26 protein-coding genes are annotated in these 25112 nt (G+C 40.8%); 24 read left to right on the top strand and 2 right to left on the bottom strand.

Features of this window, described 5'->3' with window-relative positions:
- Positions 1 to 17: 17 nt before the first annotated feature.
- From MK482_RS03145 to MK482_RS03135, 3 genes are all read left to right on the top strand, one after another.
- A complete protein-coding gene (locus MK482_RS03145) occupies positions 18 to 2564 on the top strand; it encodes a M1 family metallopeptidase (RefSeq protein WP_268717952.1) in 2547 nt (848 codons plus the stop codon).
- A gap of 108 nt (positions 2565 to 2672) precedes the next feature.
- Positions 2673 to 3347, top strand: coding sequence for a two-component system response regulator CiaR (ciaR, locus tag MK482_RS03140; protein ID WP_268717951.1), 675 nt, complete (start codon positions 2673 to 2675; stop codon positions 3345 to 3347).
- Positions 3337 to 4674, top strand: a complete 1338-nt coding sequence (locus MK482_RS03135; RefSeq protein WP_268717950.1) for a sensor histidine kinase — start codon at positions 3337 to 3339, stop codon at positions 4672 to 4674. The genes ciaR and MK482_RS03135 overlap by 11 nt, the downstream gene beginning before the upstream one ends.
- 67 nt (positions 4675 to 4741) lie before the next feature.
- Here the strand turns inward: MK482_RS03135 and MK482_RS03130 are convergent, their stop codons facing one another.
- Positions 4742 to 5026: a DUF3270 domain-containing protein gene (locus tag MK482_RS03130; protein WP_136937644.1), complete on the bottom strand. Its 285-nt coding sequence runs from the start codon at positions 5024 to 5026 to the stop codon at positions 4742 to 4744.
- A 359-nt stretch (positions 5027 to 5385) separates the two neighbouring features.
- Between MK482_RS03130 and MK482_RS03125 the strand changes: the two genes are divergently transcribed.
- The 9 genes from MK482_RS03125 to deoD all read left to right on the top strand — a co-directional run bounded on the left by MK482_RS03125 (position 5386) and on the right by deoD (position 13529).
- Positions 5386 to 6441, top strand: coding sequence for an ABC transporter permease (locus MK482_RS03125; RefSeq protein ID WP_268717949.1), 1056 nt, complete (start codon positions 5386 to 5388; stop codon positions 6439 to 6441).
- 13 nt (positions 6442 to 6454) lie between these two features.
- Positions 6455 to 7135: an ABC transporter ATP-binding protein gene (locus MK482_RS03120; protein ID WP_268717948.1), complete on the top strand. Its 681-nt coding sequence runs from the start codon at positions 6455 to 6457 to the stop codon at positions 7133 to 7135.
- A 124-nt stretch (positions 7136 to 7259) separates the two neighbouring features.
- The gene (locus tag MK482_RS03115; RefSeq protein ID WP_268717947.1) at positions 7260 to 8189 is read left to right on the top strand and encodes a peptidase U32 family protein; all 930 of its coding nucleotides are present in this window, start codon (positions 7260 to 7262) and stop codon (positions 8187 to 8189) included.
- A gap of 105 nt (positions 8190 to 8294) precedes the next feature.
- Positions 8295 to 8978 carry a ribose-5-phosphate isomerase RpiA gene (gene rpiA / locus MK482_RS03110; RefSeq protein ID WP_268717946.1) on the top strand — a complete coding sequence of 228 codons (684 nt, stop codon included), beginning with the start codon at positions 8295 to 8297 and terminating at the stop codon, positions 8976 to 8978.
- Between the two features lie 23 nt (positions 8979 to 9001).
- Positions 9002 to 10213: a phosphopentomutase gene (locus MK482_RS03105; RefSeq protein WP_268717945.1), complete on the top strand. Its 1212-nt coding sequence runs from the start codon at positions 9002 to 9004 to the stop codon at positions 10211 to 10213.
- Between the two features lies 1 nt (position 10214).
- A complete protein-coding gene (locus MK482_RS03100) occupies positions 10215 to 10775 on the top strand; it encodes a DUF1697 domain-containing protein (protein ID WP_268717944.1) in 561 nt (186 codons plus the stop codon).
- On the top strand, positions 10772 to 11581 hold the full coding sequence (locus MK482_RS03095) for a purine-nucleoside phosphorylase (protein ID WP_218757617.1): 810 nt from the start codon (positions 10772 to 10774) through the stop codon (positions 11579 to 11581). The genes MK482_RS03100 and MK482_RS03095 overlap by 4 nt, the downstream gene beginning before the upstream one ends.
- Before the next feature lie 9 nt (positions 11582 to 11590).
- Positions 11591 to 12304: a LemA family protein gene (locus tag MK482_RS03090; protein WP_136937652.1), complete on the top strand. Its 714-nt coding sequence runs from the start codon at positions 11591 to 11593 to the stop codon at positions 12302 to 12304.
- A 514-nt stretch (positions 12305 to 12818) separates the two neighbouring features.
- Positions 12819 to 13529: a purine-nucleoside phosphorylase gene (gene deoD, locus MK482_RS03085; protein ID WP_136937659.1), complete on the top strand. Its 711-nt coding sequence runs from the start codon at positions 12819 to 12821 to the stop codon at positions 13527 to 13529.
- A gap of 32 nt (positions 13530 to 13561) precedes the next feature.
- Here the strand turns inward: deoD and pavA are convergent, their stop codons facing one another.
- Positions 13562 to 15217 (bottom strand): Rqc2 family fibronectin-binding protein PavA, encoded by a 1656-nt coding sequence (gene pavA, locus MK482_RS03080; protein WP_049502507.1) that lies wholly within the window; start codon positions 15215 to 15217, stop codon positions 13562 to 13564.
- Positions 15218 to 15321: 104 nt separating this feature from the next.
- Between pavA and ybeY the strand changes: the two genes are divergently transcribed.
- The 12 genes from ybeY (at position 15322) to MK482_RS03020 (ending at position 25097) form a co-directional block, all read left to right on the top strand.
- On the top strand, positions 15322 to 15819 hold the full coding sequence (ybeY, locus tag MK482_RS03075) for an rRNA maturation RNase YbeY (RefSeq protein ID WP_049502508.1): 498 nt from the start codon (positions 15322 to 15324) through the stop codon (positions 15817 to 15819).
- Positions 15800 to 16195, top strand: a complete 396-nt coding sequence (locus tag MK482_RS03070; RefSeq protein WP_000378165.1) for a diacylglycerol kinase family protein — start codon at positions 15800 to 15802, stop codon at positions 16193 to 16195. The genes ybeY and MK482_RS03070 overlap by 20 nt, the downstream gene beginning before the upstream one ends.
- A gap of 16 nt (positions 16196 to 16211) precedes the next feature.
- Entirely contained in the window at positions 16212 to 17111 is a 900-nt protein-coding gene (era, locus tag MK482_RS03065; protein ID WP_023947229.1) for a GTPase Era, read from the top strand.
- Positions 17112 to 17159: 48 nt separating this feature from the next.
- Positions 17160 to 17984, top strand: a complete 825-nt coding sequence (mutM, locus tag MK482_RS03060) for a DNA-formamidopyrimidine glycosylase (RefSeq protein ID WP_268717943.1) — start codon at positions 17160 to 17162, stop codon at positions 17982 to 17984.
- Positions 17984 to 18589 carry a dephospho-CoA kinase gene (coaE, locus tag MK482_RS03055; protein WP_268717942.1) on the top strand — a complete coding sequence of 202 codons (606 nt, stop codon included), beginning with the start codon at positions 17984 to 17986 and terminating at the stop codon, positions 18587 to 18589. The genes mutM and coaE overlap by 1 nt, the downstream gene beginning before the upstream one ends.
- The gene (locus MK482_RS03050; RefSeq protein ID WP_268717941.1) at positions 18576 to 19763 is read left to right on the top strand and encodes a multidrug efflux MFS transporter; all 1188 of its coding nucleotides are present in this window, start codon (positions 18576 to 18578) and stop codon (positions 19761 to 19763) included. Before coaE ends, MK482_RS03050 begins: the two co-directional genes overlap by 14 nt.
- Positions 19764 to 19773: 10 nt before the next feature.
- Positions 19774 to 19923, top strand: a complete 150-nt coding sequence (gene rpmG / locus MK482_RS03045) for a 50S ribosomal protein L33 (RefSeq protein ID WP_001809104.1) — start codon at positions 19774 to 19776, stop codon at positions 19921 to 19923.
- 39 nt (positions 19924 to 19962) lie between these two features.
- The gene (gene secG, locus MK482_RS03040) at positions 19963 to 20196 is read left to right on the top strand and encodes a preprotein translocase subunit SecG (protein WP_000282517.1); all 234 of its coding nucleotides are present in this window, start codon (positions 19963 to 19965) and stop codon (positions 20194 to 20196) included.
- Positions 20197 to 20411: 215 nt separating this feature from the next.
- Positions 20412 to 22766 (top strand): ribonuclease R, encoded by a 2355-nt coding sequence (gene rnr, locus MK482_RS03035; RefSeq protein ID WP_268717940.1) that lies wholly within the window; start codon positions 20412 to 20414, stop codon positions 22764 to 22766.
- Entirely contained in the window at positions 22729 to 23196 is a 468-nt protein-coding gene (gene smpB, locus MK482_RS03030) for an SsrA-binding protein SmpB (protein WP_001051750.1), read from the top strand. The genes rnr and smpB overlap by 38 nt, the downstream gene beginning before the upstream one ends.
- 14 nt (positions 23197 to 23210) lie before the next feature.
- The gene (gene tehB, locus MK482_RS03025; protein ID WP_268717939.1) at positions 23211 to 24071 is read left to right on the top strand and encodes an SAM-dependent methyltransferase TehB; all 861 of its coding nucleotides are present in this window, start codon (positions 23211 to 23213) and stop codon (positions 24069 to 24071) included.
- A gap of 72 nt (positions 24072 to 24143) precedes the next feature.
- Positions 24144 to 25097, top strand: coding sequence for a competence protein CoiA (locus MK482_RS03020; RefSeq protein ID WP_268717938.1), 954 nt, complete (start codon positions 24144 to 24146; stop codon positions 25095 to 25097).
- The last annotated feature ends 15 nt before the right edge of the window (positions 25098 to 25112 follow it).

Here is a 25112-nt window from a genome sequence, read left to right as displayed (position 1 = left end):
TAGAATAGGAGAAAACTATGCAAGCAGTTGAACATTTTATTAAGCAATTTGTTCCTGAACATTATGATTTATTTTTAGACTTGAGTCGTGAGACCAAGACGTTTTCTGGTAAGGTGACCATCACTGGTCAAGCACAGAGTGACCGTATTTCCCTCCACCAAAAAGACCTGGAAATCGCTTCTGTAGAAGTTGCAGGGGAAGCTCGTCCATTCACAGTTGACCATGACAATGAAGCCCTTCATATCGAACTTGCAGAAGCAGGTTCAGTTGAAGTGGTTATCGCTTTTTCAGGAAAAATCACAGACAACATGACAGGGATTTACCCATCTTACTACACAGTTGATGGAGTGAAGAAGGAAGTATTGTCTACTCAATTTGAGAGCCATTTTGCGCGCGAAGCCTTCCCATGTGTGGATGAGCCAGAAGCCAAAGCAACTTTTGACCTCTCTCTTCGTTTTGACCAAGTGGAAGGTGAATTGGCCTTGTCTAACATGCCAGAGATTGAAGTTGAAAACCGTAAGGAAACAGGTATCTGGAAGTTTGAGACAACACCTCGCATGTCTTCTTACTTGTTGGCCTTTGTTGCGGGTGATTTGCAAGGTGTGACGGCTAAGACTAAAAACGGTACTCTTGTAGGTGTTTACTCAACCAAAGCTCATCCACTATCGAACCTTGATTTCTCACTGGATATCGCTGTTCGCTCTATCGAGTTTTACGAAGATTACTATGGAGTTAAGTACCCGATCCCTCAATCTCTCCACATCGCCCTTCCTGACTTCTCAGCTGGAGCTATGGAAAACTGGGGTCTTGTGACCTACCGTGAAGTTTACTTGGTTGTGGATGAAAACTCTACCTTTGCCAGCCGTCAACAAGTTGCCCTTGTTGTGGCCCATGAATTGGCTCACCAATGGTTTGGTAACCTTGTTACTATGAAATGGTGGGATGACCTTTGGCTCAATGAAAGCTTCGCCAACATGATGGAGTACGTCTGTGTGGATGCTATTGAACCAAGCTGGAATATCTTTGAAGATTTCCAAACAGGTGGTGTTCCGTCTGCCTTGAAACGTGATGCGACTGATGGTGTTCAATCTGTTCACGTCGAAGTGAAACATCCAGATGAAATCAATACGCTCTTTGACGGAGCTATCGTCTATGCCAAAGGAAGTCGCCTCATGCACATGCTTCGTCGTTGGCTAGGTGATGCCGATTTTGCCAAAGGTTTGCATGCCTACTTTGAAAAACATCAATACAGCAATACAATTGGTCGTGACCTTTGGAATGCTCTTGGTCAAGCATCAGGTCGTGATGTTGCAGCCTTTATGGATTCTTGGTTGGAACAACCTGGTTATCCAGTTCTCACTGTCAAAGTTGAAAATGATGTCTTAAAAATCTCACAAAAACAATTCTTTATCGGTGAGCACGAAGACAAAAACCGTCTCTGGGTTGTGCCACTCAATAGTAACTGGAAAGGCTTGCCTGATACACTCGAAACTGAAAGCATCGAAATTCCTGGCTACGCAGCCCTTCTTGCTGAAAATGATGGAGCTCTTCGTTTCAATACTGAAAATACAGCCCACTATATTACAGACTATCAAGGAGATTTGTTAGATGCTGTTCTTGCTGACCTAGTTGAGCTTGATAATACAAGTAAACTTCAAATCGTTCAAGAACGTCGTTTGCTTGCTGAAGCGGGGCACATTTCTTATGCTGACTTGCTCCCAGTCCTTGATAAACTTGCTAAAGAAGAATCTTACCTTGTCGTTTCAGCTGTTTCTCAAGTGATTTCTGCCCTTGAGCGCTTTATCGATGAAGGTACAGAAACTGAGAAAGTCTTTAACAGTCTGGTTGCTAAATTAGCTCGTCATAACTATGACCGTCTTGGTTTTGAAGCTAAAGATAGTGAATCAGATGAAGACGAATTGGTTCGTCAGTTGACCATTTCCATGATGATTCGCTCAAATGATTCAGAAGCTAGCCAAGTCGCTAGCCAAATCTTCGCGGCTCACAAGGATCAGCTTGCAGGACTTCCAGCAGCAATTCGTTCCCAAGTCCTAATCAATGAAATGAAACATCACGAGACTAAGGAATTGGTAGCCACTTATCTTGACCTTTACACTCATGCGACGGATGCGGTCTTCAAGCGTCAGTTGGCAGGAGCTCTTGCATACAGTACAGATGCCGAAAACATTCAAACCCTTCTTGCAACTTGGAAAGACAAATTTATTGTTAAGCCACAAGACCTTTCTTCATGGTACCTCCAATTCCTTGGACACCAAGCTACTCAAGAAACTGTTTGGGTATGGGCGCGTGAAAACTGGGATTGGATTAAGGCAGCTCTTGGTGGTGATATGAGTTTTGATAGTTTTGTTATCTTCCCATCACACATCTTTAAAACTCAGCAACGCTTGGCAGAGTACAAAGAATTCTTTGAACCACAACTTTCTGACCTTGCTCTTAGCCGTAACATCGGTATGGGAATCAAGGACATTGCAGCGCGTGTTGACTTGATTAACCGTGAAAAAGCTGCAGTGGAAGCAATCGTTCTTCAATACGGAAATGCATAAATAAGCCTAAAATAAAAAGAAAACTCAGCTATCTCATGTAAAATGCAGAGAGTTGAGTTTTTTTTAAGGCAAATTTGGTATAATGGTTTTAATAAGGAGGAGTTTCTCATGATAAAAATCTTATTGGTTGAAGATGACCTAGGTCTGTCAAATTCAGTATTTGACTTTTTAGACGATTTTGCAGATGTCATGCAGGTATTTGATGGAGAAGAAGGTCTCTACGAAGCTGAAAGTGGCGTCTATGACTTGATTTTGCTCGATTTAATGTTGCCTGAAAAAAATGGCTTCCAAGTCTTGAAAGAATTGCGTGAAAAGGGAATTACGACACCAGTTCTGATTATGACTGCCAAGGAAAGTTTGGATGACAAGGGACATGGATTTGAATTGGGAGCGGATGATTATCTGACTAAACCTTTCTACCTAGAAGAACTCAAAATGCGGATTCAAGCCCTTCTCAAACGTTCAGGTAAGTTTAATGAAAATACCTTGACTTATGGAAATATTGTAGTTAATTTGTCAACAAATACCGTTAAGATTGAAGATACTCCTGTCGAATTGCTGGGGAAAGAGTTTGATTTATTAGTCTACTTCCTTCAAAATCAAAATGTTATTTTACCCAAGACTCAGATTTTTGATCGTCTATGGGGATTTGATAGTGACACAACGATTTCGGTTGTCGAAGTTTATGTTTCAAAAGTCCGTAAGAAATTAAAAGGAACCACTTTTGCAGAGAATTTGCAAACCTTGCGCAGTGTGGGGTATATTTTAAAAGATGTTCAGTAAACTAAAAAAAACATGGTATGCGGATGACTTTAGTTATTTTATCCGCAACTTTGGTGTCTTCACTCTGATTTTCTCTACCATGACTCTGATTATTTTGCAGGTCATGCACTCGAGTCTTTATACTTCGGTGGATGAGAAGTTACATGCCTTAAGTGGAAGCCCTCAAGCTGTTATTCAGTTAGCCTTGAATAGAGCTACTGAGGAAGTCAAGAACATTGAACCAGCGACAGCTGATGCCAATAAGGCTGAAATAAAAACCAATGTCAGCTCTAATACAGAGGTTTTGCTTTTTGATAAGGATTTTAACCAGCTTTTATTAGGAAATCGTTTTTTAGGCCTAGATAAGATTAAGTTAGAAAAAAGAGAGTTGAATCACATTCGGCAAATCCAAGTTGTCAATAGTTATGGTCAGGAAGAAATCTATCGTATGATTTTGATGGAGACCACTACATCTTCAGTTTCAACCAATGTCAAATATGCGGCTGTCTTGATTAACACTAGTCAGTTAGAACAAATTAGTCAAAATCACGAGCATTTAATTGTGGTTGTGATGGCAAGTTTTTGGCTTTTATCCTTGATAGCTAGTCTTTACTTAGCACGTGTCAGTGTAAAACCATTATTGGAAAGCATGCAAAAGCAGAAATCTTTTGTGGAAAATGCCAGTCATGAATTGAGAACTCCTTTAGCAGTACTGCAAAATCGTTTGGAGAATTTGTTTAGAAAACCCGAAGCGACCATTATGGAGTCTAGTGAGAGTATCGCTTCCAGTCTTGAAGAAGTTCGAAATATGCGTTTTTTAACAACAAATCTTCTTAACTTAGCCCGCCGTGATGATGGAATAAAACCAGAAATAGCGGAAGTATCACCACAGTTCTTTAAAACGACCTTTACGAACTATGGCTTGATTGCTTCAGAAAATGACCGAGTCTTTGAATCTGAGAATAGAATTTACCGTCCTATTATGACGGATCGGTTGCTTCTCAAACAGTTAATGACAATCTTATTTGATAATGCAATAAAATATACAGAAGAAGATGGAAAGATTGAGTTTCTTGTTCATTGTACAGATCGGCATCTTTATCTTACTGTATCTGATAATGGTATTGGTATTTCGGATACAGATAAAAAGAAAATCTTTGATCGCTTCTATCGTGTTGATAAGGCAAGAACTCGTCAGAAAGGTGGTTTTGGTTTGGGATTATCTTTGGCCAAGCAGATTGTTGATTCCTTAAGAGGAACGATTACAGTTAAGGATAATAAACCAAGAGGAACGATTTTTGAAGTCAAGATTGCAATTCAATCTCCCTCGAAACGTAAGAATAGATAAAAAAAGACAGTTTTGCTCTGTCTTTTTCTATCAGATATAAGAAAAAGGCTGGCACAAAGACCAACCTTTATTTTGTCATTTTTTGTTTAATAATCATTCTTTGTAATTTTAAAAGGGCAAAACTTACACCCATAGCAGCTATAAACGATAGAGTCGTATTCAATTTTAAGGCTAAAAAGATAAAGCTGAAAAGTGCCATAAAGATACCAAAACAGGCAATATTAACAAAAAATAGGATTTCTTTTACATTTGCTCCCATTGATGTTTCAGGTGTATAATCTTGATAAAGTGGAGTTTGCACTGTTTCTTCAATATGTTCAAACTCATGAGTTTTTAGTTTTCTTGCAGACATGATTCTCTCCTTACAGGTACATAACTATTTTATCATTTTTTCAGCAGATAATTATTACAGAAAGGTTACAAAAAGAATAAAGTCCCTTTTCAAAATCACTTTTCTTGACACCATAATGTGAAAATGATAAGATCGGTGGACACCTAATATTTATTAATATTCATAATTACTTATATTTGCAAGGGAATAGAGTTACTAAATGATTCTTTTTTACGAAAATTTGTTTCCTTATTTTCTTGATTTTATTTAATTTGATTAGTGAGATTTGTTTTGAATAGAGAGACAGATTTTCTGTCTCCTATTTTTATAGTAGTGGGGTGTCTAACCGATACCACTTGGAAAAGTTAAAGGAGATAAGCATGTATCTTGCTATCAAAGAAATATTACAAAACAAACTTCGATATAGTTTGATTCTAACTACCATTTTTCTTATCGCTTTCATGGTCTTTTTTATGACCAGTTTAGCTCTTGGTCTTGTGCGAAACAACCGAGCCGCTATTGATAATTGGCAAGCGACGGGTGTGGTTTTATCTGACTACGCAAATGATAATTTGACGGCATCTTTTATTCCTGAAAAGGACTATAAGGATAAGAGTTCTAAAGAGGCAGCTCCATTGGGTTATATGTTCGCTGTGACCAATCTAGTCGATGATAGTGAAAAGGTCAATGTTTCCATCTTTGCTCAGGAGTGGGACTCTTTTATTTCACCTAGTTTGAAGGAGGGGCGTTATCCTGAAGGGGACGACGAGGTGGTTGTGGATCAGTCCTTTGAGAATTATGGAATCAAGCTAGGTGATGACATTCAGCTCAATGGAAGCGAGGCAAGTTACAAGATTGTAGGCCTGACTCAAGGAAATAAATTTTTCACCGAGCCTGTTGTCTTTACGAGTCTGACAACTTATTGGACCTTACAAGGAACTTTAAAATCTAATAAATCGATCTCTGCCTTGGTATTGAAAAATGATATAGAATTGGCTGGTGATGGACTGAAACAGATTTCTATTCCAAAAATGATATCGAAAATTCCTGGTTACACACCTCAAGTTAATGTATTTTCAGGGATGATTCTCGCTATGATTGTCATCACAGGCTTGATTGTGGGGATTTTTGTCTATATCATTACCATCCAAAAACTAGGACTTTATGGAATAATGCGGGCTCAGGGAATACAGATCAAAACCATTGTATGGTCTCTTTTCTGTCAAATCTTCCTCCTAGCTGTTATGGGGATTGCTTTAGCCTTGCTGGCTATTGGAGGAGTGATTTTAGTCTTGCCAGCTACCTTCTTTTTCTACCCAAGTTGGTTAGCCTATTCTGTCCTAAGCTTTGTGATTTGCTTGATGGCCATGCTAGGTGGCGTCATTTCACTTCCACGCTTGCTAAAGGTGGACCCGATTACTGCGATTGCAGAATGATGAGGAGAATAGTATGACAGCATTAATTGAAATGACTCAAGTGACAAAAACGTATGGGGAAGGAAAGATGAAAGTCGTGGCCCTGCATGAGACGAATTTCCAGCTGAATGCGGGAGAGTTCGTAGCTATCGTTGGGCCTTCAGGCTCTGGAAAGACGACCTTTCTAACAACTCTAGGACAACTTCAGGAAGCATCGAGTGGAAAGATTTTGGTAAAGGGGAAGGAAACAGGCAGTTTGACGGAGAAGGAGAAAACAGAGCTCCGTTTTAGAGAGTTTGGCTTTATTCTTCAGGCTTCAAACTTAATTCCTTTTCTAACGGTCAAGGAACAGCTGGATTTGATTGACAGACTAGATAAGGGAAAAAATAGTAAAAGTGATCGAAAAGGGCTCTTTGAGTTGTTGGATTTGGAAAAAGTAAAAGATCATTATCCCAAGGCTCTATCGGGTGGCGAACGTCAACGTGCGGCGATAGCTAGAGCGCTCTATAACAATCCAAGCATTGTGCTTGCAGATGAACCGACAGCCAGTCTTGACACAGAGAGGGCCTATCAAGTAACAAATATGCTAGCATCTATCGCAAATGAGCAAGGTAGAGGAGTAGTGATGATTACGCACGATACTCGTCTTCTAGATAAGGTGGACCGTGTTTATGTGATGAACGATGGATACCTAGTTGAAGAAACACATGCATAAAAAGAGAGTGAACGGTGCTGGTACTGTTCACTTTTTAATTTCAAAAGTTAAAAATAAGCCTCACTTTTTGTAAAATTCCCAGTATTCATAGCTGATTTTTGAGAAATGTGGTATAATTTTTCTTATGGAAAAGATTATCATTACAGCAACTGCTGAAAGTATTGAACAAGTTAAACAACTGCTCGAAGCTGGCGTAGACCGTATCTATGTCGGTGAGAAAGATTTTGGTCTTCGTCTGCCAACGACCTTTAGTCATGACCAATTGCGTGAAATCGCTAAGCTGGTTCATGATGCTGATAAGGAATTGATCGTTGCAGTCAATGCCCTCATGCACCAAGATATGATGGATCGTATCAAGCCTTTCCTGGACTTCTTGGAAGAAATCAAGACAGACTACATTACAATTGGGGATGCAGGTGTCTTTTACGTAGTCAACCGCGATGGTTATTCATTTAAGACCATCTACGATGCTTCAACCATGGTGACAAGCAGTCGTCAGATCAACTTCTGGGGACAAAAGGCTGGTGCCTCTGAGGCTGTTTTGGCGCGTGAAATTCCATCTGCTGAACTCTTCAAAATGCCAGAGATTTTGGAAATTCCTGCTGAAGTGTTGGTTTATGGAGCTAGTATTATTCACCATTCTAAGCGTCCGCTCTTGCAAAACTACTATAACTTCACGCATATCGATGATGAAAAGACTCGCAAGCGTGACCTTTTCTTGGCAGAGCCAAGTGACCCTGAGAGCCATTATTCCATTTTTGAAGACAATCATGGTACCCACATCTTTGCCAATAACGATCTTGATTTGATGACAAAATTGACAGAATTGGTAGAGCATGGATTTACTCACTGGAAACTAGAAGGGCTCTACACTCCTGGTCAGAACTTTGTTGAGATTGCAAAACTCTTTATCCAAGCGCGTAGTTTGATTCAAGAGGGTAACTTTAGCCATGACCAAGCCTTCTTGCTGGATGAAGAAGTACGCAAACTTCACCCTAAAAATCGATTCCTTGATACAGGATTCTATGATTATGATCCTGATATGGTTAAATAGGACATCAAAACCCGAAATAAAAATGTTCGGGTTTTTCCAGTGTATCCATGAAATAAAAACGGATACATGTTATAATAAAAGTAGCTCTTTAATGGAGGTGTTTGAGTGGAAAATCTGAAGAAAATGGCAGGTATCAAGGCTGCTGAGTTTGTCAAGGATGGCATGGTTGTCGGACTGGGAACGGGTTCTACTGCTTATTATTTTGTCGAAGAAATCGGTCGTCGTATTAAGGAAGAAGGATTGCAGATTACAGCTGTAACGACTTCTAGTGTGACTAGTAAACAGGCTGAAGGGCTTAATATCTCACTCAAGTCTATTGACCAAGTAGACTTTGTTGATGTGACAGTCGACGGGGCGGATGAAGTGGATAGTCAGTTTAACGGAATTAAAGGCGGTGGTGGTGCCCTTCTGATGGAGAAGGTTGTCGCAACGCCCTCAAAAGAATATATTTGGGTGGTGGATGAAAGCAAGCTGGTTGAGAAACTAGGTGCTTTTAAATTGCCAGTAGAAGTGGTTCAGTATGGTGCAGAACAGGTCTTTCGTCGTTTTGAGCAAGCTGGCTACAAACCAAGCTTCCGTGAAAAAGATGGCCAACGTTTTGTGACCGATATGCAGAACTTTATCATTGACCTTGCCTTGGATGTCATCGAGGATCCAATTGCTTTCGGACAAGAATTGGACCATGTCGTTGGTGTTGTAGAGCACGGATTATTCAACCAAATGGTTGATAAGGTCATCGTTGCTGGACGAGATGGGGTTCAGATTTTAACTTCAACAAAAGCAAACTAATCAACATAATAAGGAGACACATTATGTCAAAATTTAATCGTATTCACTTGGTGGTACTAGATTCTGTGGGAATCGGTGCTGCACCAGATGCTAATAACTTTGTCAATGCAGGGGTTCCAGATGGTGCTTCTGACACACTGGGACACATTTCAAAAACAGTTGGTTTGAATGTGCCAAACATGGCTAAAATTGGTCTGGGAAATATTCCTCGTGAAACCCCTCTTAAGACTGTACCAGCTGAAAGCAATCCAACAGGATATGCAACAAAATTGGAAGAAGTATCTCTTGGTAAGGATACCATGACTGGACACTGGGAAATCATGGGCCTTAACATTACAGAACCTTTCGATACTTTCTGGAATGGATTCCCAGAAGAAATTTTGACAAAAATCGAAGAATTTTCAGGACGTAAGGTCATTCGTGAAGCCAACAAACCTTACTCAGGTACAGCTGTTATCGATGATTTTGGACCACGTCAGATGGAAACTGGAGAGTTGATTATCTATACTTCAGCAGATCCTGTTTTGCAAATTGCTGCCCACGAAGACATTATTCCTTTGGATGAATTGTACCGTATCTGTGAATATGCACGTTCGATTACCCTTGAGCGTCCAGCCCTTCTAGGTCGTATCATTGCTCGCCCTTATGTAGGTGAACCAGGTAACTTCACTCGTACTGCAAACCGTCGTGACTTGGCCGTATCTCCATTTGCACCAACTGTTTTGGATAAATTGAACGAAGCTGGCATCGATACTTATGCTGTTGGTAAAATCAATGATATCTTTAACGGTGCGGGTATCAACCATGATATGGGCCACAACAAGTCAAACAGCCACGGAATTGATACATTATTGAAGACTATGGGACTTGCTGAGTTTGAAAAAGGATTCTCCTTCACAAACTTAGTTGACTTTGATGCCCTTTACGGCCACCGTCGCAATGCTCATGGTTACCGTGATTGCTTGCATGAGTTTGATGAGCGCTTGCCTGAAATTATTGCTGCCATGAGAGAAAATGATCTTCTCTTGATTACTGCGGACCACGGAAACGACCCAACCTATGTAGGAACAGACCACACTCGTGAATATATCCCACTTTTAGTTTACAGCCCTAGCTTTAAGGGAAATGGTGTCATTCCAGTTGGACATTTTGCAGATATCTCAGCGACAGTTGCGGATAACTTTGATGTGGAAACTGCCATGATTGGGGAAAGTTTCTTAGATAAATTGGTATAAGATGACGCGCTATGCTTTACTGGTTAGGGGCATTAATGTCGGTGGAAAGAATAAGGTTGTCATGGCGCAACTTCGTCAAGAATTGACAGAGTTGGGACTGGGAAAGGTTGAAACCTACATCAACAGTGGCAATATTTTCTTTACTTCGACAGATCCCAAAGCCCAATTGGTTGAAAAGTTAGAGTCTTTCTTTGAAATCCATTATCCATTTATTCAGAGCTTTTCGTTGCTGAGTCATGAAGACTATGAAGCGGAACTTGAAAATCTACCTAAATGGTGGACTAAAGATTTGGCACGAAAGGATGTCCTCTTTTACACGGAGGGCTTGGATGTGGCTCAAGTCATTGAGACAGTTGAAAGTTTGGAATTGAAAGATGAAGTTGTTTATTTTGGAAGACTTGGGATTTTCTGGGGAAAATACTCCGAAGAATCATACTACGAAACAGCCTATCACAAATACTTACTCAAGATGCCTTTCTACCGCCAAATCACCATTCGCAATGCTAAAACTTTTGACAAAATCGGTCAAATGCTAAAAAATAATAAAGGAGACACACAATGACGTTTTTAGACAAAATCAATGAGACAGCTGCTTTCCTGAAGGATAAGGGAATCCAAACGCCTGAGTTCGGTCTAATCCTTGGATCAGGACTTGGAGAACTTGCAGAAGAGATCGAAAATCCAGTTGTAGTAGATTATGCAGAAATTCCAAACTGGGGTCGTTCAACAGTAGTCGGTCACGCTGGTAAATTAGTATATGGTGAACTTGCAGGTCGCAAGGTTTTAGCTCTTCAAGGGCGTTTCCATTTCTACGAAGGCAATCCTCTGGAAGTTGTGACTTTCCCAGTTCGTGTCATGAAAGTTCTTGGATGTGAAGGTGTCATTGTAACCAATGCTGCTGGTGGTATTGGATATGGGCCTGGTACTTTGATGGCTATCTCAGACCATATCAACATGACAGGTCAAAACCCATTGATGGGTGAAAACTTGGATGATTTTGGTCCACGTTTCCCTGATATGTCTAAAGCCTATACACCAGAATACCGTGCTACTGCCCATGAAGTGGCTAAGAAACTTGGTATCAAGCTTGATGAAGGTGTCTATATCGGTGTAACTGGTCCGACTTATGAAACACCTGCAGAGATTCGCGCCTATAAGACACTTGGAGCAGATGCAGTTGGTATGTCTACGGTTCCTGAAGTTATCGTGGCAGCCCACTCAGGCTTGAAAGTTCTGGGAATTTCATGTATCACTAACTTTGCAGCTGGATTCCAAGAAGAACTCAACCACGAAGAAGTTGTAGAAGTGACTGAACGTGTTAAAGGCGACTTCAAAGGCTTGCTTAAAGCGATTCTTGCTGAATTGTAAGAGGGTATGATGTCAAATTTATTTAATAATCCATTTTTTCGAATTATCCGTGGGGTTTTGATAATTGTTCTCCTAACCTTGGTTTGGCTATTTATCTTTGCTGCCTTTAATAATTCTGGTAGTGAAACCAATTACGAGCCATTTCAAGGAGCATCAATTGTTTTAGCAGTTTTGAGTTATCTGATCATAGTCTTTCTGTTTCAATATCATAAAATTATTAACTTAAAAGAGTATATTCGGTCTTCCTATAGTGCAATTGAAATTAAAGAACAGTATGTTGAAAAATTAATTATCCAGCTTCGTGAATTAACGGATAAGATTGTGGACCATGAATTAAAAATGTCCATTCGAAAAAGCACTTCAGAATTACTAGAAGAAAAGCGATCTGTCAACAATTCTACAAACGATGAAAATGAGGCAAATCATTCGGAGTCAAAGCGTAAATTTTATGGAGAGTCTGGAACTTCTTCCAGACATGAACACTCTTCTATTGTAGAAGATACGAAGAATAAAATTTTAGAACAGATTGAAAGAGATACCAGTGTTACTGCTGATCAAAGTATCAAGGATTTGATAGCGGAAATAAAAGAATCAGAAGTACTGGTTGCAAATCAAAAATTACACTACAATGAGATGGTGTCGGAATACAATAAGGCGATTTATAGTTTGCCTTTAGCTTTTTTCAGAACAACTATAGGTCTATTTGAAAAAGAGTACCTATAATTTACGATTAGTATCAAAAGTCAAGATTCTATTTAAAACTTAAAAAATTATAGAAAGGTAGAGTGAAGTGCTCTGATTTGAACACGATCGGAAAACTTTTCTAGAAATTCAGAAAGGAAGGGGAGTTCTGGTTTGAATTGAACTCGGACTGTTCTCTTCTATATCATAAAAATTAAGAAAGAAAGGAATTGCCCCCCTAAAAGCAGTTGGAAAAAGATAGTTGGTCTAGCGAGCATCGCTCACTGCACCCAACTCCTATTTTCCCTTCGCTTTTTGACGGGTTTGGTATCCTTTTGACTATCACATTTAGAATAAAGAAAGGTAGAGCGTGTGTTCTGATTTGAACACGATCGGAAAACTTTTCATAACAAAAAAAGAAAGGATGGGTAAACCGTATTTGCTGAACTGAATACGGGCGGAGAACTGTGTAAAAAAGATAAACTGTCTAGCATCTACGATGCTTCGTCAGTTTCCTATTTTTACTTTGTTCTCTGTCGCCCTTTATATCTTAACTATGTCTATCCATATTGCTGCTAAGCAGGGTGAAATTGCTGATAAAATTCTTCTTCCTGGGGATCCTCTTCGTGCTAAATTTATTGCGGAGAACTTCCTTGAAGATGCTGTTTGTTTTAACGAAGTGCGAAACATGTTTGGTTACACTGGTACTTACAAGGGTCACCGTGTGTCTGTCATGGGAACTGGGATGGGGATGCCATCTATTTCGATTTATGCGCGTGAGTTAATTGTTGACTACGGAGTAAAAAAATTGATTCGTGTGGGAACTGCAGGTTCTTTGAATGAAGACGTTCATGTCCGTGAATTGGTTTTGGCGCAGGCAGCTGCAACCAACTCAAACATCGTCCGTAATGACTGGCCACAGTATGATTTTCCACAAATTGCTAGCTTTGATTTGTTAGATAAGGCCTATCATATCGCTAAAGATTTCGGTATGACAACCCACGTTGGGAACGTTTTGTCATCTGATGTCTTCTATTCAAACTATTTTGAAAAGAATATCGAGCTTGGTAAATGGGGAGTCAAGGCTGTGGAAATGGAAGCAGCAGCTCTCTACTATTTGGCAGCCCAACATCATGTTGACGCCCTTGCTATCATGACTATCTCTGATAGTTTGGTCAATCCAGATGAAGACACAACTGCAGAAGAACGCCAAAATACCTTCACAGATATGATGAAGGTTGGATTGGAAACCTTAATTGCAGAGTAAAATGCAAAAGAAAATCCTGATTTCAAGTAAAATCAGGATTTTTTCATGGATGAGATTTTTTCGGGGTCTGGTGTGACACGGAGGGTCTTTTGTCCTGTGTAAGTGACAAAGCCTGGTTTTCCGCCAGTTGGTTTGTTGAGTTTCTTGACTTCAATCATATCTACCTGCACCAGATTTGACAGGCGACCTTGAGAGAAGTAGGCTGCAAGTTCTGCTGCGTCTGTTTTGACTTCATCAGATGGATCTAGGTTGCCTGAGATGACAACGTGGCTTCCAGGAATGTCCTTGGCATGGAACCAAAGTTCCTCCTTGCGGGCCATTTTAAAGGTTAGCTCCTCGTTTTGTAGGTTGTTTCGGCCGACATAGATGATGGTTTTGCCATCGCTTGCTAGATATTGTTCTGGTTTTTTGCGTTTCTGGATTTTTTCCCGTTGTCTTCTGCGGATAAAACCTGTTTGAATCAATTCTTCACGAATTTCAGCGATTTCTTCCAGCCTAGCTTGGTTGAGAACAGTTTCCACACTTTCCAGATAGAGAATGGTTGCCTTTGTTTCTTCAATCAGATCAGTCAAGTATTTGACAGCTTCTTTGAGTTTCTGATACCGTTTAAAATAGCGTTGGGCATTCTGGTTGGGAGTCAGAGCCTTATCAAGCGCAATCGTGATAGGTTGGTTGGTATAGTAGTTGTCTAGGATAACCTGGTCTTGATCGTTAGGCACTTGGTGGAGGAAGGTTGTCAGCAATTCTCCTTTTTGGCGAAATTCTTCAGCATTGTCTGTTGCTAGTAACTCTTTTTCCTGTTTTTTTAGCTTATGTCGATTTTTTTGAAGTTCATTTTCAACACGACGAATGAGTTCACTGGCTTGCTGTTTTACGCGGTCGCGCTCAGCCTTATCCTTATAGTAGGTGTCCAACAAATCAGAAAGACTGGCAAAAGGCTCTCCCACCTGATTTGCAAAAGGAACTGGGCTGAAGGAAGTCTCAGTCAAGCATGGCTTGGTTTCTTGATTGAAAAAGTTACGGAAAGTAGATAGTTTATCACTAACCAGAATGTTTTCCAATTCATTTGCCGTATCGCGTCCCAGACCTTGAAAGAGGCTTTGAAGATTTTTAGCTGTCGTTTCCTGTGTTTGCAGGATTTCAAAGAGTTTCTCGTACTTGATAGTAAAAGGATTAAGAGATTCCGTACTTGGCGGAGCGATATAGGTCGATCCAGGAAGCAAGGTACGGTAGCTATTTTGTGAAAAGCCAACATGTTTGATAACTTCGAGGATTTTATGACTGCTTTTATCGACCAGTAGAATATTACTGTGTTTCCCCATAATTTCGATAATCAAGGTAGCCTGAATATGGTCTCCAATCTCGTTTTTATTAGAAACCGTAATTTCCACAATACGGTCATTTTCCACTTGCTCAATCGACTCAATCAGGGCACCCTGCAAATACTTTCTCAAAACCATGATAAAGGTGGAAGGTTGAGCTGGATTTTCAAAAGTCGTTTGGGTCAGCTGAATGCGTCCAAAAACTGGATGGGCAGAAAGGAGCAGGCGATGACTTTGGCGATTGCTGCGGATTTGCAAGACCAACTCTTGTTCAAAAGGCTGATTGATTTTCTGAATGCGACCATTCACTAATTCTCTTCGCAATTCCTCAACCATGTGGTGTAAAAAAAATCCGTCAAATGACATCGTTCTCTCCTTGTGATTGTATTCCATAGTATTATATCAAAAAGGTAGAATAAAATCATGGAAATGTGGTATAATAAAGCCAAGTAAAGAGAAACGAGAAGCACATGTATATTGAAATGGTAGATGAAACTGGTCAAGTTTCAAAAGAAATGTTGCAACAAACCCAAGAAATTTTGGAATTTGCAGCCCAAAAATTAGGAAAAGAAGACAAGGAGATGGCAGTCACTTTTGTGACCAATGAACGTAGTCATGAACTTAATCTGGAGTACCGTGACACAGACCGTCCGACAGATGTTATCAGCCTTGAATATAAACCAGAGTTGGAAATTGCCTTTGACGAGGAAGATTTGCTTGAAAATCCGGACTTGGCAGAGATGATGTCTGAGTTTGATGCCTATATTGGGGAATTGTTCATCTCTATCGATAAGGCACATGAGCAGGCCGAGGAATATGGCCATAGCTTTGAGCGTGAGATGGGCTTCTTGGCAGTACACGGTTTTTTACATATTAACGGCTATGATCACTACACTCCGGAAGAAGAAGCGGAGATGTTCGGTTTACAAGAAGAAATTTTGACAGCCTATGGACTCACAAGACAATAAACGAAAATGGAAAAATCGTGACCTGATATCCAGTTTAGAATTTGCTCTTACAGGAATTTTTACTGCCATAAAGGAAGAACGCAATATGCGAAAACATGCGGTGACGGCTCTTGTAGTCATTCTTGCAGGTTTTGTTTTTCAGGTATCACGAATCGAATGGCTCTTTCTACTATTGAGCATTTTCTTGGTAGTAGCCTTTGAAATTATTAACTCTGCTATTGAAAATGTAGTGGATTTGGCCAGTCACTATCACTTTTCCATGCTGGCTAAAAATGCAAAGGATATGGCAGCTGGCGCGGTATTAGTAGTCTCTCTTTTCGCGGCCTTAACAGGCGCATTGATTTTTCTCCCACGGATTTGGGATCTAATATTTTAAACAGTAAGAGGAAATTATGACATTTAAATCAGGCTTTGTAGCCATTTTAGGACGTCCCAATGTTGGGAAGTCAACTTTTTTAAATCACGTTATGGGGCAAAAGATTGCCATCATGAGTGACAAGGCGCAGACAACGCGCAATAAAATCATGGGAATTTACACCACTGATAAAGAACAAATTGTCTTTATTGATACACCAGGGATTCACAAGCCTAAGACAGCTCTCGGAGATTTTATGGTTGAGTCTGCCTACAGTACCCTTCGTGAAGTGGATACAGTTCTTTTCATGGTACCTGCTGATGAAGCGCGTGGTAAAGGGGACGACATGATTATCGAGCGTCTCAAGGCTGCCAAGGTTCCTGTCATTTTGGTGGTGAACAAGATCGATAAGGTTCACCCAGACCAGCTTTTGTCTCAGATTGATGATTTCCGTAACCAAATGGAATTTAAGGAAATCGTTCCTATCTCAGCTCTTCAAGGGAATAACGTCTCTCGTCTAGTGGATATTTTGAGTGAAAATCTGGACGAAGGTTTCCAATATTTCCCATCTGATCAAATCACAGACCATCCAGAACGTTTCTTGGTTTCAGAGATGGTTCGCGAGAAAGTCTTGCACCTAACTCGTGAAGAGATCCCGCATTCTGTCGCAGTAGTTGTGGATTCTATGAAACGAGACGAAGAGACAGACAAGGTTCACATCCGTGCAACCATCATGGTCGAGCGCGATAGCCAAAAAGGGATTATCATCGGTAAAGGTGGTGCTATGCTTAAGAAAATCGGTAGTATGGCCCGTCGTGATATTGAACTCATGCTAGGAGACAAGGTCTTCCTAGAAACCTGGGTCAAGGTCAAGAAAAACTGGCGCGATAAAAAGCTAGATTTGGCTGACTTTGGTTATAATGAAAAAGAATACTAAGTAGAGGTGGGCTCATGCCTGCTTCTTGTTTTTACAGAAGGAGGACTTATGCCTGAATTACCTGAGGTTGAAACCGTTCGACGTGGCTTGGAAAAATTGATTTTGGGAAAGAAGATTTCGAGTGTAGAAATTCGCTATCCCAAGATGATTAAGACAGATTTGGACGAGTTTCGAAAGGAAGTGCCTGGTCAAGTTGTTGAGTCAATGGGACGTCGTGGTAAATATTTGCTTTTCTGCCTGACAGATAAGGTTTTGATTTCCCATTTGCGGATGGAGGGCAAGTATTTTTACTATCCAGACCAGGTTCCTGAACGTAAGCATGCCCATATTTTCTTCCAGTTTGAGGACGGTGGAACGCTTGTTTATGAGGATGTACGCAAGTTTGGTACTATGGAACTCTTGGCTCCTGACCTTTTGGAAGCCTACTTTATTTCTAAAAAATTAGGTCCTGAACCAAGCGAACAAGACTTTGATGTGCAGGTCTTTCAAGCTGCCCTAGCTAAGTCTAAAAAGCCTATCAAATCCCATCTCCTAGACCAGACCTTGGTAGCTGGACTTGGCAATATCTATGTGGATGAGGTTCTCTGGCGAGCTCAGATTCATCCGGCTAGATCTTCCCAGACTTTGACAGTAGAAGAAGCGACTGCCATTCATGACCAGACCATTGCTGTATTGGGACAGGCTGTTGAAAAAGGTGGTTCCACCATTCGGACCTATACCAATGCCTTTGGAGAAGATGGAACCATGCAGGATTTTCACCAAGTCTATGACAAGGCTGGTCAAGAATGTTCACGTTGTGGCACCATCATTGAGAAAATCCAACTAGGTGGACGAGGCACCCATTTTTGTCCTCAGTGCCAAAGGAGGATCTGATGGGAAAAATCATCGGAATCACTGGGGGAATTGCCTCTGGTAAGTCAACCGTGACAAATTTTCTAAGAAAGCAAGGCTTTCAAGTAGTGGATGCCGACGCAGTCGTCCACCAACTACAGAAACCTGGTGGTCGTCTGTTTCAGGCTCTAGTACAGCACTTTGGGAAAGAAATCATCCTTGAAAATGGAGAACTCAATCGCCCTCTCATAGCTAGTCTTATCTTTTCAAATCCTGAAGAACGAGAATGGTCTAAGCAAATCCAAGGAGAGATTATCCGTGAGGAACTAGCTACATTAAGAGACCAATTGGCTCAGACAGAAGAGATTTTCTTCATGGATATTCCCCTACTTTTTGAGCAGGACTACGTCTCTTGGTTTGATGAGACTTGGTTGGTCTATGTGGACCGAGATGTCCAAGTAGAACGCTTAATGAAAAGGGACCACTTGTCCAAAGATGAAGCTGAATTTCGTCTGGCAGCCCAGTGGCCTTTAGAGAAAAAGAAAGATTTGGTCAGCCATATTTTAAACAACAATGGAAATCAAGACCAGCTTCTTACTCAGGTATTCTCCCTGCTTGAGGGAGGTAAGCAAGATGACAGAGATTAACTGGAAGGATAATTTGCGCATTGCCTGGTTTGGTAATTTTCTGACAGGAGCCAGTATTTCCTTAGTTGTGCCTTTTATGCCAATCTTTGTGGAAAATCTAGGTGTAGGGAGTGAGCAAGTCGTTTTTTATGCAGGCTTAGCTATTTCTGTCTCTGCTATTTCTGCGGCGCTCTTTTCTCCTATCTGGGGTATCCTTGCTGATAAATACGGTCGAAAACCCATGATGATTCGTGCTGGCCTGGCCATGACCATTACTATGGGAGGCTTGGCCTTTGTGCCAAATATTTATTGGCTAATCTTTCTTCGTTTACTGAATGGTGTATTTGCGGGTTTTGTTCCCAATGCAACAGCCCTGATAGCCAGTCAGGTTCCCAAGGAGAAATCAGGCTCTGCTCTCGGAACTTTGTCTACAGGCGTAGTTGCAGGTACTCTAACGGGTCCCTTTATTGGTGGCTTTATCGCAGAATTATTCGGCATTCGTACTGTCTTTTTACTGGTTGGTTGTTTTCTATTTTTAGCTGCTGTTTTGACTATTTGCTTTATCAAGGAAGATTTTCAACCAGTAGCCAAGGAAAAGGCCATCCCAACAAAGGAATTGTTTACATCAGTTAAATATCCCTATCTTTTGATCAACCTCTTTCTGACCAGTTTTGTCATCCAATTTTCAGCCCAATCAATAGGCCCTATCTTAGCTCTGTATGTACGCGACTTAGGCCAGACAGAGAATCTTCTCTTTGTATCAGGTTTGATTGTATCCAGTATGGGCTTTTCCAGTATGATGAGTGCAGGAGTCATGGGCAAGTTAGGTGACAAGGTGGGCAATCATCGTCTCTTGGTTGTAGCCCAGTTTTATTCAGTTATCATCTATCTTCTCTGTGCCAATGCCTCTAGTCCGCTTCAACTAGGACTCTATCGATTCCTCTTTGGCTTGGGAACCGGTGCCTTGATTCCCGGAGTCAATGCCCTCCTCAGCAAGATGACGCCCAAAGCTGGTATTTCGAGGGTCTTTGCCTTCAATCAGGTATTCTTTTATCTGGGAGGTGTCGTTGGACCTATGGCAGGTTCTGCAGTAGCAGGTCAATTTGGCTACCATGCAGTCTTTTATGCGACAAGCCTTTGTGTTGCCTTTAGTTGTCTCTTTAACCTTCTTCAATTTCGAACATTATTAAAGTAAAGGAAATCTAGTGCGAGTAAAAATTAATCTCAAATGCTCCTCTTGTGGCAGTATCAATTACCTAACCAGTAAAAACTCAAAAACTCATCCAGACAAGATTGAGGTTTTAAAGTATTGTCCCAAGGAAAGAAAAGTAACCCTACATCTTGAATCTAAGTAGATTTTATGGTAAAATAATAGGGATTTTAAGGAGTTTGATATGTATAACCTATTATTAACCATTTTATTAGTATTATCTGTTGTGATTGTGATTGCGATTTTCATGCAACCAACCAAAAACCAATCCAGCAATGTATTTGATGCCAGCTCAGGTGATTTGTTTGAACGCAGTAAAGCACGCGGTTTTGAAGCTGTAATGCAGCGTTTGACAGGGATTTTAGTCTTTTTCTGGCTAGCCATTGCCTTAGCATTGACGGTATTATCAAGTAGATAAGAAAATAATGGGCAGGACTAGGTCTTTGCCTCTTTTTATTTTTATACTCTTCAAAAATCTCTTCAAACTACGTCAGCTTCCATCTGCAACCTCAAAACGGTGTTTGAGCAACCTGCGGCTAGCTTTATAGTTTGCTCTTTGATTTTTTATTGAGTACTAAAGGATATTTGAGAAGGTTTTACAGTAAAAGAAAATTAAAAATCTAGAAAGAAAATATGAAAGATAGAATAAAAGAATATTTACAAGATAAGGGAAAGGTAACTGTCAATGATTTGGCTCAGGCTTTGGGAAAAGACGGTTCCAAGGATTTTCGTGAGTTGATTAAAACCTTGTCCCTAATGGAAAGGAAGCACCAGATTCGTTTTGAAGAAGATGGTAGTCTGACATTAGAAATTAAGAAAAAACATGAGATTACTCTCAAGGGGATTTTTCATGCTCATAAAAATGGATTTGGCTTTGTTAGTCTGGAAGGCGAGGAGGACGACCTTTTTGTAGGAAAAAACGATGTTAACTACGCTATTGATGGTGATACAGTTGAGGTCGTGATTAAGAAAGTCGCTGACCGCAATAAGGGAACAGCAGCAGAAGCAAAAATTATAGATATCCTAGAGCACAGTTTGACAACTGTTGTCGGTCAAATCGTTCTAGATCAGGAAAAGCCCAAGTATGCTGGCTACATCCGTTCGAAAAATCAGAAAATCAGTCAACCGATCTATGTTAAGAAACCAGCCCTTAAACTCGAGGGAACCGAAGTTCTCAAGGTCTTTATCGATAAATACCCAAGCAAGAAACATGATTTCTTTGTCGCTAGTGTCCTCGATGTGGTGGGAAACTCAACGGATGTCGGAATTGATGTTCTTGAGGTTTTGGAGTCTATGGACATTGTCTCAGAATTTCCAGAGGCTGTTGTTAAGGAAGCAGAAAGTGTGCCTGATGCTCCGTCTCAAAAAGATATGGAAGATCGTCTGGATCTAAGAGATGAGATTATCTTTACCATTGATGGGGCTGACGCCAAGGACTTGGATGATGCGGTGCATATCAAGGCTCTGAAAAATGGCAATCTGGAGCTTGGTGTTCATATCGCAGATGTTTCCTATTATGTGACAGAAGGTTCTGCCCTTGACAAGGAAGCCCTTAACCGCGCGACTTCAGTCTATGTAACAGATCGAGTGGTTCCAATGCTTCCAGAACGACTGTCAAACGGCATTTGCTCTCTCAATCCTCAAGTTAACCGCCTGACCCAGTCTGCCATTATGGAGATTGATAAACATGGTCGTGTAGTCAACTACACCATCACACAAACGGTTATCAAGACAAGCTTCCGTATGACCTACAGCGATGTCAATGATATCCTAGCAGGTGACGAGGAGAAGAGACAAGAATATCAGAAAATTGTTCCTAGTATCGAACTTATGGCCAAGCTTCATGAAACTCTAGAAAACATGCGTGTGAAACGTGGAGCCCTCAATTTTGATACCAACGAAGCCAAGATTTTAGTGGATAAACAGGGTAAGCCTGTTGATATCGTTCTTCGTCAGCGTGGCATTGCCGAGCGTATGATTGAGTCCTTCATGTTGATGGCCAATGAAACAGTTGCCGAGCATTTCAGCAAGCTGGATCTACCTTTCATCTATCGAATTCACGAGGAGCCTAAGGCTGAAAAAGTTCAGAAGTTTATTGATTATGCTTCGAGTTTTGGCTTGCGCATTTATGGGACTGCCAGTGAGATTAGCCAGGAGGCCCTTCAAGACATCATGCGTACTGTTGAGGGAGAACCTTATGCAGATGTATTGTCCATGATGCTTCTTCGCTCTATGCAGCAGGCTCGCTATTCGGAGCACAATCACGGCCACTATGGATTAGCAGCAGATTACTATACTCACTTTACTAGTCCTATTCGTCGTTATCCTGACCTTCTTGTTCACCGTATGATTCGTGATTACGGCCGTTCTAAGGAAATAGCTGAGCATTTTGAACAAGTGATTCCAGAGATTGCGACCCAGTCTTCCAACCGTGAGCGTCGTGCCATTGAGGCTGAGCGTGAAGTCGAAGCCATGAAAAAGGCTGAGTACATGGAAGAATACGTAGGCGAAGAGTACGATGCGGTTGTGTCTAGCATTGTTAAATTCGGTCTCTTTGTTGAATTGCCGAATACAGTTGAGGGCTTGGTTCACATCACTAATCTACCTGAATTTTATCATTTCAATGAGCGTGATTTGACCCTGCGTGGGGAGAAATCAGGAACAACCTTCCGTGTAGGTCAGCAGATTCGCATTCTAGTTGAAAGAGCTGATAAGATGACGGGCGAAATTGACTTTTCTTATATTCCAAGTGAGTTTGATGTGATTGAAAAAGGCTTGAAACAAGCTGGTCGCAAAGACAGAGGGCGTGGTTCAAATCGTCGTTCAGATAAGAAGAAAGATAAGAGAAAATCAGGACGCTCAAATGATAAGCGCAAGCATTCACAAAAAGACAAGAAGAAAAAAGGAAAGAAACCTTTTTACAAGGAAGTAGCTAAGAAAGGAGCCAAACATGGCAAAGGGCGAGGGAAAGGTCGTCGCACAAAATAAAAAGGCGCGTCACGACTATACAATCGTAGATACGCTAGAGGCAGGGATGGTCCTGACTGGAACTGAAATCAAGAGTGTACGAGCAGCTCGAATCAATCTCAAGGATGGCTTTGCCCAAGTAAAAAATGGAGAAGTTTGGTTGAGCAATGTTCATATCGCTCCTTACGAAGAGGGCAATATCTGGAACCAGGAACCAGAACGTCGTCGCAAACTCCTGCTCCATAAAAAGCAAATCCAAAAATTAGAACAAGAGACTAAAGGAACAGGAATGACCCTGGTTCCCCTTAAAGTCTATATCAAAGATGGTTACGCTAAACTCCTTTTAGGTTTAGCTAAAGGGAAGCATGACTATGATAAACGGGAGTCTATCAAACGACGTGAGCAAAACCGCGATATCGCGCGTGTGATGAAAGCAGTCAACCAGCGTTAAGAAGAGGAATGAAAATGGAAAAACTAGTTGCCTATAAACGCATGCCTTTGTGGACTAAAGAGACCATGCCAGAGGCTGTTCAGCAAAAGCACAATACCAAGGTTGGGACTTGGGGCAAGATTACTGTTTTAAAAGGAACTCTCAAGTTTATTGAATTGACAGAGGATGGTAAGGTTTTAGCTGAGCACCTCTTTGAAGCAGGGGCTGACAATCCAATGGCACAACCACAAGCCTGGCACCGAGTAGAGGCTGCTACAGACGATGTAGAATGGTATTTGGAATTTTATTGTAAACCTGAGGATTATTTTCCTAAGAAATACAATACCAATCCTGTTCATTCAGAGGTCCTAGAGGCAATGCAGACAGTAAAACCAGGGAAAGCCTTGGATTTGGGCTGTGGTCAGGGCCGTAACTCTCTCTTTCTTGCACAGAATGGTTTTGATGTGACAGCTGTAGATCAAAATGAATTATCTCTTGAAATCTTGCAAAGCATTGTTGAGCAGGAAGACCTAGATATGCCTGTTGGTCTTTACGATATCAATTCAGCCAGTATTGGGCAAGAATATGATTTTATCGTTTCAACAGTTGTTCTCATGTTTCTACAAGCGGACCGCATTCCAGCTATTATCCGAAATATGCAGGAGCATACCACGGTCGGTGGTTATAATCTTATCGTTTGTGCTATGGATACGGAAGATTACCCTTGTTCTGTGAACTTCCCATTTACCTTTAGAGAAGGGGAATTGGCAGACTATTACAAGGACTGGGAATTGGTTAAGTACAATGAAAATCCAGGCCATTTGCACCGTCGCGATGAAAATGGTAATCGTATTCAACTACGCTTTGCGACCATGCTAGCTAAAAAAATCAAATAAACATGAATAAAGATTAGGAAATTTCCTGATCTTTTTTTCTTTTTTACGAATAATATAGAAAAGGAGGGAATCATGTTTGTTGCGAGAGATTCTAGGGGAGAATTGGTAAATGTGTTAGAGGATAAGCTTGAGAAGCAAGCATACACCTGCCCAGCTTGTGGAGGTCAGCTTCGTTTGCGTCAAGGACCAAGTGTCCGGACCCATTTTGCTCACAAAACCTTAAAAGACTGTGATTTTTCCTCTGAAAATGAAAGTCCAGAACATCTGAAAAATAAGGAAGTCCTTTATCACTGGTTGGAAAAAGAGGCAGAGGTGCAATTAGAATACCCGATTCCAGAGCTTAAACAGATTGCGGATGTGTTTGTAAATGGCAATCTAGCTATAGAGGTTCAGTGTAGCCCCTTGCCTCAAAAAGTCCTTAAAGAGCGAAGTGAGGGCTATCGTAGTCAGGGTTACCAAGTACTGTGGTTGCTGGGAGAAAAACTGTGGCTCAAGGAGCGTTTGACCCGTCTGCAAGAAGGTTTTCTTTATTTCAGTCAAAACATGGGATTTTATGTTTGGGAAGTAGACAAGGAAAAACATCTTTTAAGGCTCAAATATCTCATACACCAGGATCTTCGAGGCAAACTCCATTATCAAATCAAGGAATTTCCCTATGGTCACGGTAGTCTACTGGATATATTACGTCTTCCCTATAAGAAACAAAAAATATCTCATTTTACAGTTTCTGAGGATAAGGATATCTGTAGCTATATTCAGCAACAACTCTATTATCAAAATCCTATTTGGATGAAAGAGCAAGCAGAAGCCTATCAAAAGGGGGAAAATCTCCTGACTTATGGGCTAAAAGAATGGTATCCACAAATTCGACCATTAGTAGGTGAGTTTTGCCAAATTGAGAAGGACTTAACCAGCTATTATCAGTATTTTCAAACCTATTACCAAGAAAATCCTCAAAATGATTGGCAAAAGCTTTATCCACCAGCCTTTTATCAGCAATATTTCTTGAAAAATATGGTAAAATAGAAAGGATGGAGGAAT

Source organism: Streptococcus mitis, assembly GCF_026782865.1.
GTDB lineage: Bacteria > Bacillota > Bacilli > Lactobacillales > Streptococcaceae > Streptococcus > Streptococcus mitis_CG.
The sequence above is the reverse complement of the archived record's forward strand: the minus strand, read 5'-3'. Positions and strand labels throughout refer to the sequence as shown.